This is a genomic window from Pseudomonas rhizosphaerae (assembly GCF_000761155.1).
In the GTDB taxonomy this organism is placed as follows: domain Bacteria; phylum Pseudomonadota; class Gammaproteobacteria; order Pseudomonadales; family Pseudomonadaceae; genus Aquipseudomonas; species Aquipseudomonas rhizosphaerae.
The window spans coordinates 4,080,226-4,094,135 of record NZ_CP009533.1 but is presented as its reverse complement, the minus strand read 5'-3'; the positions used below and the strand labels follow the sequence as shown (position 1 = coordinate 4,094,135).

Genomic DNA, 13,910 nt, shown 5'->3' with positions numbered 1-13,910 from the left:
ACCATCTCAGATACAGTCCTATGGTCCAAGGGTACAATTTAGGTACAGTGCTGGTTCGCCAGCCGCCTAGGAGCACCCTCTCATGGCTACTCTCGTCAAAACCCCTTCCGGCACTTGTGTAGTGGTCTAATGAAGCCGGACACCCATTTAGGCGAGAATGCTCGCCACACAGAGGTGTTCGATGAGCAGACAACGACGTACCTTTACCCCCGAATTCAAGCGCGAAGCTGCCAGCTTGGTGCTTGACCAGGGCTACAGCCACGCTGATGCAGCCCAGTCGCTTGGGTTGGTAGAGTCGGCCTTGCACCGGTGGGTCAACCAGCTCCAGCAGGAACGAGGCGGTGCCACACCGACTAGCAAAGCACTGACACCCGAGCAGCAAAAAAACCAAGAACTGGAAGCTCAGATCAATCGGCTGGAACGGGAAAAATCCATCTTAAGAAAGGCTACCGCGCTCTTGATGGCCGAGGAACACGAGCACTCGCGTTAGTTGATCAACTCCGCTCAGAAGAGCCGGTTGATCTGTTGTGCTCGGTCTTTGAAGTCACTCAATCTTGCTACTACGCGTACTGCCGAAAACGTCGGTATCCGGATGCCGAGCGGGTGTTTTTGCGCAGCCGCGTGAACGAGCTGTTTACGCAAAGCCGAAGTGCTGCGGGCAGCCGGTGCATCATGCTGATGATGAAAGAGGACGGCATGCAGATCGGGCAATTCAAGGTACGCAAGTTGATGCGCGAGATGAACCTGATCAGCAAACAGCCCGGTTCGCATGCCTATAAAAAGGCGACCGTGGAGCGACCTAATATTCCGAACGTGCTTGATCGAGGATTCACCGTCGCATCCCCAAACAAGGTCTGGTGCGGTGACATCACATACGTCTGGGCTGGAGGCCGATGGCACTATCTGGCGGCAGTCATCGACCTTTGTGCCCGCCGTGTTGTGGGTTGGGCGTTCTCACCCAAGCCCGACGCCGACCTGGTAATCAAGGCACTGGACATGGCTTACGAGCAGCGTGGCAGGCCGCAAAACGTATTGTTTCACAGCGACCAGGGCAACCAATATGGCAGCCGAAGTTTCCGCCAAAGACTATGGCGATACCGCTTCACACAGAGCATGAGTCGGCGCGGTAACTGCCATGACAATGCGCCCATGGAACGGCTATTTCGCAGCCTAAAGACTGAATGGATACCGACGGTGGGCTACATGAGCGCTGTGCTAGCGCAACAGGATATCGGCCGGTTCCTGATGGAGCGATACAACTGGCGGCGACCGCATCAGTTCAACGAAGGGCTAGGGCCTGCGGTCGCTGAGGAAAAACTCAATTCAGTGTCCGGGATCAGTTGACCACTACACCGGTGACCATGATTTATTGATCGTTCCTCCTTAGTGAACCGATTCTGCCCGCTTAACCTTACCCCCTGGGGGGTAGATGTAAGCAACGGAGTTCTGTTCGCCGCCAGGTCAAACCACGATGACTTGATCGGCAGGACAGGGACCACAATAGACCTTCAGGTCGGAATCAGGGATAGAAGGGGACATGGGCGACCGACAGATATGAAGATATGATGGCTATGGCGGCATCTCTGCCCACCCTCAGGTCCAAAGCGAAAGGAATCGGAATGCCCCGTATCAACGTTGAGAAACTGCTGCTTGAGATCGAAATCGACAAGGTGGCAGAGCGATTGGGTATGGCGCTTAGGAGCGAATCAGCTACGCGCAAGCTCACGCTGTGCCCGTTCCATGACGATAAAACTCCTTCCCTTCTAATTGATACGAGCAGAGATAATTCTGGACAGCATTACCACTGCTTTGCCTGCGGTGAACATGGAGATGCAATCGATCTGGTGAAGGGAGTTCTTCATATCGATTTCAAAGGTGCATTAGAGTGGCTGTCACCAAACTCTACTACCACCCCTGTAAATAGGGCGAGAAAACAGAAGGCTATGCAGCCTGAGCAGCCAGAAGGCTCAGGGCTTGCGCAAGCTTATAAGTTATACCTGTTAAGCAATGACAAGCAACGACTAGCTAACTGGGTGACTGATCGCAAGCTTGATATTTTTTTGATGGAAGATGCAGGATTCATATACGCACACAAAAACTCACTATCTAAACAGGTTTCCTCAAGAAAAGATTTTGGAACGAAGCGTGAATTAGCAGCAACATTGGAAGAAGCGAACCTAATACGCAAAATCCTTCCAAGCTCGGGGTTCCAAAACTACTATTTAAATCTACAGTCAATCCACGACAACAACTATATAGACTTTTTTTCAGGGGATCGAATCGTATTCCCGATAAGAGACGATCAGAAAAAACTACTAGGCCTTGCCGCCCGGGCGGTAGATGAGCAACCAGCAAAATACCTATTCTCAAAAAACTTTCCAAAATCCAAAGCTATTTTTAGAATAGAGCAAGCTACAACCACTCTACGAGCATTGGCTAAGCGAGGCGAAACAGATCTACGCTTATATATCTGCGAAGGATTTTTTGACGCTCTAAGATTGGAAAGCTTGGGATTTCCTGCAGTAGCAGTAATGGGAACATCAATTAGCAAAGAACAAATTAAGATTATGAAAGGGCTTAGCGACACGCTCCCTTCAAAGCTAGCCTCTTTGACAATCTGTATTTGTTTTGATCGCGATGAAGCGGGATTAAGAGGAGCATCCGAGGCTGTACTAAAATTCTTAGGCGCTAATCTCGACGTGGTATTTGTATGGCCTACTACTGCTCAGCTTACAAGCGCAGACCATTCAAACACAAGCATAAAAGATCCTGACGAATATTTGAGAAATTTGTCCGCGCCGCAGGCCAAGTCACTTATCGATGTTTCCACCTATGGACCTGTAGTAGCAGTACTAGCAAATCAGTTTGGTGTGCATGCCGACGAACTGCTTGAAAATCTAAAGTGGAACAGTGCCAGTCGCTCTCGAAAATACAGGTCATTTGAGAAAACTCGTGCTGAACTCAGGAAAGTTGTAGCCAACCCCCATCTCCAATCAAGCGACCTTTTTTTAAATGGCCGAACAGATCTTGACTCGGCGGCTCAAATAGAATGGATTGATTTTTTAAGTGTCGACATTGCGACTGAAGCCGCTCCATCGGAATGTTATCTTACCAACTCAGGCACCAGACTAAACCACGCCCGACTGCTCGCCTATATGGGCTCACGAAGAGGAGAGTTGCCCTGCGAAGAATCAAAATGGGAGCGGTTAGATATTGCGGCAAGTGCATTCAATGTGTTGCTCGCTGAACGATTGGCTAATGAAATACATGGACCCATCGACCCGTTCGAGGCCGTATGGGTGCCGAGGTCCTTCGGCGCAGAAGAGCCGAGATTAAAGGTGATGCCTCAACCTGAGGATTTAATAGCGCATCAGTACTTACTAAATGAGCTACTTACAGAACGCTGGGATGCTTCCGCTCTCGGTGTTACAGCATTCAGCCAGTGCATACCAGCTGTCCGCTATTACCGCGAAGAAAGAAAAACTGTTACGACAGGAATATCTACCCCCTCAGATAACACCCAACCTATTATACTTGAACAGACGCTAAGTTTCGCCTATCAAATTGATATGGAGGTTATTGAGGGCAGGCAGCCAGCTTCAGATCAGGGAATGTTTCGTCCGTTCCTAGACTGCTGGCGAGACTTTATGCAGTCCCTTAAAAATCAAGCCAAATCTATAAATTACGTGCATGTTATCCGCCTCGATGTCAGTCGATATTACGACCGCATCCGCAGACACGTCGTAAGAGACAGCATTCAACCATTTATACAACAAGCTCTGGAAACTGTCGCTGATAATGCACCGGCGTTTGCTGAACTGATGAAAATACAAGCATCTGCGGATGAAGCAGCGGACAAATCCGCAATAATTGTCGAGCAATTATGCGACATGCTCTTTGGCTACCCATACCTTAGCCCTGATAACGGGAGAATTAATAAATCAGATCCCTTACGCGGTATTCCTCAAGGCCCAGTAATCTCAGCATGGTTAGGCTCAGTGGCTTTGTTTCCAGTAGATCTCGCGGCACTGGAAATGATGAACAAATACAATGTAGACGGGGAAACTCATCTAGGGTATGCAAGGTATGTAGATGACATAGTTTTACTAGCTAGCAGCTCCGTACTTCTTGAGGAACTGAGAGAGCTAGTTGATCAAAAAACTCGGAGCTTAGACCTGGCGTTGGTCGCGAAAGCTGACGCTATTCCGCCAATGTCTGCTGAGGAATTTGCAGATTATGCAAATCAAGGGCGAGCTTTAGAAGCATCTGGTCCAGCGTGGGAACCACCGTTGGCTGGCGATGGTGAAGCGGGGTGGGAGTTTTGGTCAGGCACTCCCCCCTCAGATAGACAATCTGCCCTGCAACTGCTATCAAATTGGGAGATATACAAAAGCCCAATAGAAATAATCTTGCAAACAGTGAAAACGTCCTTCCTAGCTATGGATTTACGTTCTAGCGAGCTTGCAAAGGGAGCAAGGCTAATATGGTACGTTGTAGCATCCGACCTCCTCTCAGCTGACATTGATCCAAGCGATGCGGCAGATTTAGCGTGGGAAATTTATGATCGCTATTGGAAGGAATGTACTGAGGAGTGTGGGTGGCAGTTAAACCCGGATAGTTTCGGATGGGAGGCACCGAATCTGTTCGCACTTGAGGGACTGGAAAAGCTTATAGATCATAAAAATAGCCTCCAATCGGGTTTAACTGCTTTAGAAAATACCGTTCGGCACAAACGCATCTCTTTCCTAGCTAGAACCGTGCTTGGGGAGCGGTTCAAACTGCATGCTCTTGAAAGCAGCTCTACGCTTAAGCACCAGATAGATAAAAGACTAGATCTCCTCGAATGGAAAGCGTCAAAATCGTGCGGAATGCCCGTTCGTAGAACTAAATCCTACGCAGAGCGATCAATGTATATTCGCTCCTGGCAACCCTTCAACTGGTTCCATGCCGCAGTAGAAGATTTCATGCTCGCGGATCAGTCCAGCGGATCCGACCCATTGAGTTCATATGTCACTCAGTTCCAATCTATAGAAAAGAGCATCAGACCTAATCACGCCGCTTCTTATGAGTTCTTCCGGTATTTACTGCCATCCGATGGCAGCGATAGCGATCTTGAGTTTTTCTCAAAAACAGAGAATCGATACTCCGGCTTAGCAATTCAGATTTTGGTTGCATTAGTCCCTCGGGAAAGCATAATACAGATTCTCTCAAATAGAGCGCGCTTACTTTGTCCTCTAGAAGCTGGTAAAAAACTATTAGTCATGCCCCCTCTTCCTGGCGTCAATCAGCAACGTATAGTTGCTTGCCAGATCGATAGCTCCTCAGAAAACAAAATCAAAAAAATCAGCTCGTTTGAGTGCTATGAAATAGATTCAACTAAAACCAATACCACATCTCTAGACTTTTTTGGTGCAAACTCTGCGGGCGTAGTTGTGCTTACACCCACATGGAACACCGAAGCCCAACCTCAATCCGCCATACTTCGATCAAACTCAGAAGTCCCGAAAAATCTTTTGTTGGAGGTATTTGAGAAACCGTCAACCGGTTTCCCTTCCGCTATTCAGGGATTGAAGCACGTAGCCTCACTATATAGAGCCATTGTGGTAATAATGGCTGAATACGAGAGGCAAAATGATGGTTTAGAGCTTATACCCGCTTGGCCATACCTTGCCACAGATATGACCTCTGGGAACTGCTACCTAATTTGTGAGGGCGTAACGAAAGGAGAAGTAGGAAACCGAGCATTTGTAAGAGACGGTGGGCGGGCCCTAAGAACCATTGAGATACCGATATACGAAGCCCAGTTGTGGCGAGCCGGGGTTGCGCTAAGCGATTACATAGGCCTGCACGACGATATTGCTAAATTTAGCTCCTCCGAATCCGAAATACCTTTGGATGCGACAACGCTTGCCGCCCCGTCACAGTACGTGCTACGAAGCCAACTTCGTAAACTGAGGGGTGCCTTTGCTAACTCACAAATAGGGCGGCGCGTTATGCCCCCAAGTTTTCTTCCGGCAAGTGTTGAACGTGCGCTTGAGTTATTGGAGCATTTTCCGGAAGACTCAGATAGTACAAAGATGCAGCTAATGCATCTGCTTGCCACTGAAACCGAAACTGCGGGAATGCGCGTCCGCTATGAGAAAAATATTGAGGTCACAGAGCTCACGGTATTTCTACGTGCGGTCGCCGACAGGGTTCTAACGAAACTACCCTTAAGCATAGGTGAGGTCATTGCTGCACCGACTACAGCAGTCAGTGGCCTGAGGAGAGACCTGAGTGGGGTCTTGACCCTTGCCAGAAGCATATGGTCGATGGATGAAGAAGAAAAACTCTCTCCAATTTTTGCGTGGAAGATTTTTCGAGCTGGAATTGTAGGTATTGGTATCGCTGTTGCTCTACGGGGGATTATAGCTTCACTAAGAAGCCACGGGGGGTTTGCACGCTTTGAGGGATTTGATTTTCCAGCGGAATGGGAGCTTCCCCCTGCCACAGCAGTTTTATCCGAACCGGCGACAACAGATAAAACCACTGATGAAAATGTAAGCCTCCTCGACCATTTCCGGGTACTCGTATCACATCTCGGACACCGAATGAGGTTGGACGACAACGGCGAGCCACAAATCCCAGAAGAAATCAGCACAGAAATAAGAAAATACGCTACAGCATTAGCGGGCCTCACTACTAAAGACTCAACTGCGGTGGACGCAAGCGACTGGCCTTTCTTTGATATCAGCGAAAAAGTTTTTGATACCCTAAATATAGAATTATTAGAGAACGTCAGCAATCTAATCAAAAACTTAGATTCCGCGCTTGGTCTCCAGGTAATTTTGGTTACGCAACAATCATACGGCTTCAATGCTCAAACCAAACGCTTCACTGACTCAAGAGGACTTGCATGGGATATAAAGCCATGGATGATCTCGCAATACCCATTGCGTGCTCGCCACGTTGAGGAGTGTTTTGATCAAGACCGTAGAATCGTACGTGTATGGAGCGAGATTTACGAAAAAAACAGTCAACGCCTGCTTTCTATATCAGTACTAGGCGAGCCTTTCGCATCAATTGCACTATGTAAGGACTTGGAATCGCCTTATGCCGAGACTAAAAATGTAGACAGCAAGCACAACACTGTATTAGGTCCTAGCGAGCAGGGTTCTGAAAGCGCACCCATAGATATTTCACCGATTCTTGAAACTGCTGAGCCTGAGGCCGAGACTGCCTTAGCAGACACACAATTAATACCAACCCCAAACCAAACTAGCACTGAAGACAGCTTTGATAAAATAGATACTGAGCGTAATACAACACACAATAAAAAACTACCGCTTACCGACGCAACACTCAACGCCCGAAAGAATTCATTTAGAAATAGCCAGCTAACAGCCTGGAGCGATAGGAAGTCCAATAAAAACCCTGCCCATGTTCGGGTAGCTCTATTTCAGTGGGACCAAGAGCTGAGCTATGCACACCCTATGGTGGAGGCCACCCCACAAAAATGGCCTTTCAGTTCCGTCTGTAAACCAGCAGTTTTAAAAGAACTTAAACGCCTATATAACTCTCCCTATCAAGCCCTTTTGAATGCAACTGAATCTGCCGGTCAACACCACCTATGGAAAAACGAAAATATTTCCCTACCCAGCTGGGGTGAGCTTCGTCGTCGGCGATTATTGCTCAACGCAGTGAACGCATGCCAGTCATTTGGCGTGGACTTATTGATACTTCCTGAATACTCAGTCCGTGCAGAAACTGTTAAGTGGTTAAAAGAAGAGTGCTTACCCGGAAAGACGGTAGCGGTTTTAGCAGGAACATTTTTAGCTTTCGACTCCGGTCCGCCCCCCCTAAAACAAAGCGCGAGCCTCAACCTCTTGTGGCCCGTACCGCGTGATATTGCCGAATGCCTCAAACCGCTTGCACCCAAAACAAATGAAGATGCTATGTCCTTGAGTGACAAGATTGACAAGGGCATTGTATTGCAATGGGGCAGATCAAAGAAATACCGATCAGTAGCTCTAAATGAGTTCATCCGGCCTGGAACTGATCCTCTCACCCCCCTGTTCATGCCCGGAAAAATAATAGATGAATTGAGACGTGCAAATTGGGATCTGGACGCTGATGGTGTTGTTAAGTTGCTAGCCAACACAGAGTTGCCACTTGCGAATTTCATGGAGCTGATATGCTCTGAGATTTTCCTGTTCACGAGCCCAACCAACATTCCAGAGATGGCAAGAGATTATGTTTCAATGTGTGCAAGATTTGGCTTCGGCGCTGCAGAAGCTCAAGTCTGGGCGGATCTCAAACTACTATCTAAATGGCTTTCGGTCTGTTCCAAGCCTGGTGGTGCCGACTCTAGACGATCAATTTTGATCGTACCTGCCGCGACCACTCGTACTGCTGATTATTGGATAGCAGGCCAAGCTGGCTTGCTTGCCGCCGGCACTACAACTGTATTTATCAATGGCGTAGGATCTGGGCTTAAGGGTGGCAGTTGTTTTATTGGCAGAGAGAGCTGGAAAACAGGGGCTGGTTCTCACGGTTACATTGAGACCATTACGCCATACCATGGCTGGTCAAAAGGAATTTACTATAATAGCAAACATGACCCACTGAGCGAAATTGATCAAGCATTGGTGATCGCAGATATCGATCCTCATAACATGCTTGAAGGCAAACCTAGACCTCAGATGCTGCCAGTTCCCTTACAGCTAGTGGCATACCTACCAATCGTTGAAACTGTCGACGAAACAAGCTTGGACCAAACTCTCTGTGACGCAGTTCAGGTTGACCATAACAATATTGCAAGAATTAATCAGGGTCAGCGATTGGGTGGACGACTTAAAAGTCGAAATGAGTTCTGGCAACTTATCACGCAAAGTATAAATAATGATGTCGACAACGACTTTATCATTAACTTCAGTAAATACTTTACTGATGGGAAAGCGATTCTTGAGCGAGCAAACTCTTTCTTCAACAATGGACACCAACAGCCTTTTTCATCGGTAGTTAAGCTAGACCTGCTCTGCTCTCCGGCACTTTACGACTGGCTAGAGGCCGATATGACGTTGCGGGAGGGTGAGGCGTTACCCAACATCTCAGTCCCTTCATGGACCAAATAACTTCGGATAGATTACGAGCCCCTAGGATAAAGCCTGTCGATAGGGGCTGGTCACATTCCCCGCAGCAGGGCGGTGCCGATAATAGCTGCTCACATAGCTTAGAGAGCAGTCACCGCTTGGCACTTTGGAGCTGGGAGAGCGTTGGCATCGTAGAATCGTCGGCAGTGAAAATTCGGTACAGCTACGGTACGGCACCTAGCTTCTGTCAACTAATTCAAACTACACTCAACACCATATACTACGGTGCCTCCAGCTATGCCAACCTACGTTCAGCTAAGAACGACTTCACTAGGCATACATGGTCGCCCAGCAACTCATAATCCCTTGGTCGCAGGTTCGAGTCCTGCTGGGCCCACCAAGCTTTGAGAGCCGCGCTTTGCGCGGCTTTTTTTGTGAAGCCAAGCACTCAGTTTGGTCCGAACACCACGCCAAAGTGTTTTTCAAGATCGCACATCCCAGACCACACGATGCACAGACTTCATGTTGAAGCGCCGTCTTCAGAAATAAGCTGGGAAAAGGTCAATAGCTTTCAATTTGTAGCAGCCAACCGTGATCACAGGTAGAGCACGGGTCGATTTGATCTTGCAATCCTTTGGGCAGCAAGACCCTTGGGCTGTTCACCGGCGTTGCTGCACAACCAGCCACGCTGGAATCATTACTGTCATCAAGGTTGAGAAATGGACTTCACACCTGTCATCGCCCAGCTCTGGGGCATGTTGAGCTGGGCTATCCCGTTCCTGTTGCTTATCGCGCTGTTCAAATCGCCATGGGCCAAGGGTCATATCGGCGAGTTGTTGGTGCGCCTGTTTGCGCACTGGCAACTGGACGGGCAGGTCTATCGCCGTCTGCACAACGTCACCTTGACCACGCCTGACGGCACGACGCAGATCGATCATGTGTTTCTCTCGATCCATGGCATTTTCGTGTTGGAAACGAAGAACATGAGCGGCTGGATTTTCGGTACCGAGCACCAGGCGCAGTGGACGCAAAAGTTTCCCAAGCGCAGTTTCAAATTCCAGAATCCCCTTCGGCAGAACTACAAACATCTGAAGGCGCTGGAAGCCACTTTGGGTATCGACCCTGCGCACCTGCATTCGGTCATCACGTTCGTTGGGGGCAGTACGTTCAAGACCGAGATGCCGGCCAACGTGACTCGGGGCATTGGCTTCATCCGCTATATCAAGTCGTTTCGGCAGGTGGTTTTCAGTGAGACCGAAGTCGATGACATGTTGCAAGCACTGAAGACCGGGCGTCTGGCACCGAGCTTTGCGACTCATCGCGAACACGTGCAACACCTCAAGCGTCGCAGTGACCCCAGCGCTGAACGTTGTTGCCCGAAGTGCGGCAGTGCGCTGGTCGTTCGCACGCGGAAAACGGGCGCTAATGTCGGTCAGCAATTTTGGGGCTGTTCAGCTTTTCCCAAGTGTCGAGTCATGCAAAGTCTCTAAGGTGCTGCGCTCCATCAGACTCTTCATTGAAGGCAAACTACCCAAATGTTTGCCTGAAGGGATCGGCACTGCGCTGTATTGCGCTGACCACGTGCCGCGCTTTCTCCGTCACCTCACCCGAGCTCGCCAGCACCTGCTCCAACGCTTGCAATTGCGTGCGGATAACTTCTTGCGGCTGCTCCACACCACAGAGCTGTGCGAAATCCAGCAAGCCCTGTCGCGAGGCGAACATCGATTTGTTGCCGATCAGGTCCAGTGCCAGTACATCGTCAGGAATATAGGCCGTGGTGTTGACGATGTCGTAGGCGGGTGCAAGCCGTGCATCGCCCTGGGCGGGATTGGCGTAGAGCAGTCCGAAGTTTTTCAGATGGGCATCGCCGTTGCCGACGATGCAGCTGAGAGTCACGATAGCGAATAGCTGAGACAGCGAATGCTCTATCTGGTCAGGGGCGCAGAACATACGGATGGCTCTGGCAATGGACGAGTAGCTCTTGCTGTATTTCTGTTCGGCGGCCAAGCCCATGAGTGCGGTCATGTCCTCGAAGCCGATAGGGTTGAGCTGTTTGTCCCGATCAAAGCGGCGCATGACGAACAGTTTGGTGTTATCGGACAGGTAGAATTCCGGCACGACGATTCCAGAGGCCTTGGCCACGGACATGCAGAGAAACTCATTGATCGCCAGGCCAGGGAATTCATCTCGGCCGCTCTTGATGATCAGTTCGGACGTTTTCGAGGTGAATCGCTGCGGCGCGTGGTCGGGATGCTCGGGTACCAGCACCTTGGGTTGCACCCCAGAGATGCCGGCACGCAGGATGTAGCGATCGACCAGCCCGGCGAAGATGTCCTCTGCACCATCCCAGGCGAGGATCTCATCCAGCCTTTCTCCGGGGAACTGTTGGCGTTGCAACAGCGCATCGACTTCCGCCGAGTTGACTGCGACTCGCCCGACGGGCGAACTGCTGCCTGAAAGAGCCAGGAGCAGCATCGGATCGACGTTCGTCACCTTGGCCAGGCGATTGCGCAGCTGCTCCAGCACGTAACCTTCAGGCAAATTCATCTGAAAGATGGGATGAAGTTCGCGATGGCGGTATTCATTCATTCGCGGGGGCATGAGCAAACTGATCGCGCTGTGCGCGGCGGCGTCGTCGCGATAACGGAAGATGTAGTCATCTTCGCTGCGCATCACTCTTCCGCTCTCTCCTTCCGGGGTTGAAACCTGCAGTAGGGTCGGCATCAGTCGAATATCCCGTGAATTTCATCCAGCGTGGGCAGCACGGCAGGTATGACCGTGAGTTCGCAATTCAGCGCAGCGAGCACGCGCGCATAGGCGGTCATGCCAACCGAGAGATCGCCCTTCTCGATCGCGATGACCTTCTGCCGCGTGACACGGGCCAACTCTGCGAGCTTGGCTTGTGTCATCCCGCGATTGAGGCGCCGTTGCCTGATCTGCTTGCCCAAGCGGGTGGTAATGAGCTCGTAGTCCATGTTCTGTATACGTGACAAGGTAAGGTCAATGTAACGTATACCTAACTCCTGCGAAAATAAAGCTGCGGCCGGCGCAAAGTGCAGCGTTTGAGTTTTTCCAGAAATACTCACTTCGCCTGCAGGCGAAACCCCAGCAAATTTTCCTGCAACGTGAATTGCTCGCCAATGTTCCCGCAGAAACTAGTGCGTGGCAGAAAGGCGCCGGCGCCGTTCAGGTAGGGCGGGATGTTGGTGCTCTGTTCGCAGCCTTGCAGGATGCGGCCGCGCAGCGCGCCGTTGGCCTGCGCGGAGCGCAGGGCGCCCAGAGGGGTGGTGTCGGCGACGACCAGGGCGCCGGGTGGCACCAGGGTTTCGTAGGTGCGGGCGAATTGTTCTGCGGAGCGGTCCTCCAGGTAGGGCACCAGGTAGTAGCGGATGTCGTTGCGAAACGGCAGCGCTTCGGTGTGGGTTGGCAGCTTGACCCAGCCGTTGGCGTACAGCCCCCACATCGACAGCATGGCCGTCGGCCCGGCCACGATCGACAGGTAGAGCGCGGCGACGCCGAAACGATTGTTAGGCAGGTACTTGGCCAAGTGAGCGACGCCCAGGATGCTGGCCAGTGCGATGCCGGGCAGAAACAGGGTGAAGCGGTCGAATACGCCGTAGGACACGGCGAACAGGAAGTTGAGCAGCAGCGCGGCCCACAGCACTTGCAGGGCGCGGGTTTTCGGCCACACAAGCAGGCCGAGGAACTGCGGGCCGATCAGGGACAATCCCAGCAGCACCACCGCGTTCTTCTCGTGCCACATGTCGTCGAAACGCCACAACGTGTCGTTGCGGCCGCCGGGAATGATCGCCAGCTGATCGGGACCGGCCAGGTAACGGCGGATGATCTCGAACAGATTCATGCCGCTGTCCAGGTCGTTGACGACGGCAGGCAAAGCAGGGGCAAAGCCCAAGGCAATGCCAGGCAGGACGAGCAGCAGGCGCAGCTTGTGTTGCATGGCCAGATGCACGTACAGCGGCAACAGCACCACCAGCGTCAGCGGGTGGATCGCCAGGGCAAGGCCGCTGAGCACGCCGATGGCCAGCAGGCGGCCGGTGGTACCGAGCCGTGCCGGTGCAGTGAAGCACAGCCAATAGGTACCGATGGTCAGCACAGCATGCAGCACGTAGGGCTCGGCCTTGGTGGAGGCCCAGAATACGCCGTGGGCCAGCACGGTGGCGGTCGCTGCCAGCAGCGCCAGGTGGCGCGGCGTGCCGACGCTGACCGCCAGACCATGCACGACTATCGCCAGCGGCAGCAACAGCATCGCGTTGAGCAGGCTGAGCAGGTGCATGCCAAGCAGCGCGTGAACCAGGTGGGCGACAAGCGCGTAAAGCGGGTGGCTGACCGGTCCCAGGGAGGTGCTGAACAACGGACCCTGTGCCGCGTCGGCCAGCATCAGGCCGTTGTCCATCCACTGCACCGGGCCGCTTGCCGCGAGGAAGCTGGCAATCACGGCGCAGGCCAGCATCAAGCCAGACACTAAAGTTGGCATGTGCATGCCACGGGTCGAACTCATGTTCATTGCTCTCCTGTTCCTTGCTCTTCAGGACCGCGAGCAGCGGGCTGTTCGGTGAAGGTATGAATGGGGGATATGTTCGGCAGGCGAACTATAGAGGGATTAATTGTTTTGCCACTTCAATTTAATCAATCCACTGCACTCAGCCTGCCGTTCGCCTGACGCCAGAAACATCAAGTCAGACGGTACTTTCCATGCACCGCGTCAAACTTTCCGCGTAACTAAGGAAACAGTGAATAAAGGCTGTGCATGACGCAGACGCACGCCACTGGCAACAATGCTTTGAGCACGACGCCAATCAGTGGCCTAATTGAGGCCGG

General features: G+C 51.5%; 6 protein-coding genes. 3 read left to right on the top strand and 3 right to left on the bottom strand.

Translation table 11 applies throughout. From position 1 onward, the window contains the following. The first annotated feature begins 181 nt into the window (after positions 1-181). From LT40_RS21440 to LT40_RS17975, 3 genes are all read left to right on the top strand, one after another. Positions 182-1,344 (top strand): IS3 family transposase gene (locus tag LT40_RS21440; protein ID WP_148308581.1). Its coding sequence is split into 2 segments (ribosomal slippage): positions 182-434 and positions 434-1,344, totalling 1,164 coding nucleotides; the frame shifts between segments, so codons are not numbered across the junction. A gap of 275 nt (positions 1,345-1,619) precedes the next feature. Beyond that, entirely contained in the window at positions 1,620-9,113 is a 7,494-nt protein-coding gene (locus LT40_RS21435) for a CHC2 zinc finger domain-containing protein (RefSeq protein WP_158497453.1), read from the top strand. A gap of 677 nt (positions 9,114-9,790) precedes the next feature. Then, positions 9,791-10,561, top strand: a complete 771-nt coding sequence (locus LT40_RS17975) for a nuclease-related domain-containing protein (RefSeq protein WP_043192452.1) — start codon at positions 9,791-9,793, stop codon at positions 10,559-10,561. Between the two features lie 37 nt (positions 10,562-10,598). Here LT40_RS17975 and LT40_RS17970 read toward each other — a convergent pair whose 3' ends face one another. From LT40_RS17970 to LT40_RS17960, 3 genes are all read right to left on the bottom strand, one after another. Further along, on the bottom strand, positions 10,599-11,795 hold the full coding sequence (locus LT40_RS17970; protein ID WP_043192451.1) for a type II toxin-antitoxin system HipA family toxin: 1,197 nt from the start codon (positions 11,793-11,795) through the stop codon (positions 10,599-10,601). Then, entirely contained in the window at positions 11,795-12,046 is a 252-nt protein-coding gene (locus LT40_RS17965) for a helix-turn-helix transcriptional regulator (protein WP_043193817.1), read from the bottom strand. The genes LT40_RS17970 and LT40_RS17965 overlap by 1 nt, the downstream gene beginning before the upstream one ends. Before the next feature lie 107 nt (positions 12,047-12,153). Further along, positions 12,154-13,590 carry a DUF2723 domain-containing protein gene (locus LT40_RS17960; RefSeq protein ID WP_237749265.1) on the bottom strand — a complete coding sequence of 479 codons (1,437 nt, stop codon included), beginning with the start codon at positions 13,588-13,590 and terminating at the stop codon, positions 12,154-12,156. Positions 13,591-13,910: the final 320 nt, after the last annotated feature.

Excerpts from the sequence above, each read along its gene's own strand:
- LT40_RS21435 (WP_158497453.1), top strand. The coding sequence starts at position 1,620 with ATGCCCCGTATCAACGTTGAGAAACTGCTGCTTGAGATCGAAATCGAC.
- LT40_RS17975 (WP_043192452.1), top strand. The coding sequence starts at position 9,791 with ATGGACTTCACACCTGTCATCGCCCAGCTCTGGGGCATGTTGAGCTGG.
- LT40_RS17970 (WP_043192451.1), bottom strand. The coding sequence starts at position 11,795 with ATGCCGACCCTACTGCAGGTTTCAACCCCGGAAGGAGAGAGCGGAAGA.
- LT40_RS17965 (WP_043193817.1), bottom strand. The coding sequence starts at position 12,046 with ATGGACTACGAGCTCATTACCACCCGCTTGGGCAAGCAGATCAGGCAA.
- LT40_RS17960 (WP_237749265.1), bottom strand. The coding sequence starts at position 13,590 with ATGAGTTCGACCCGTGGCATGCACATGCCAACTTTAGTGTCTGGCTTG.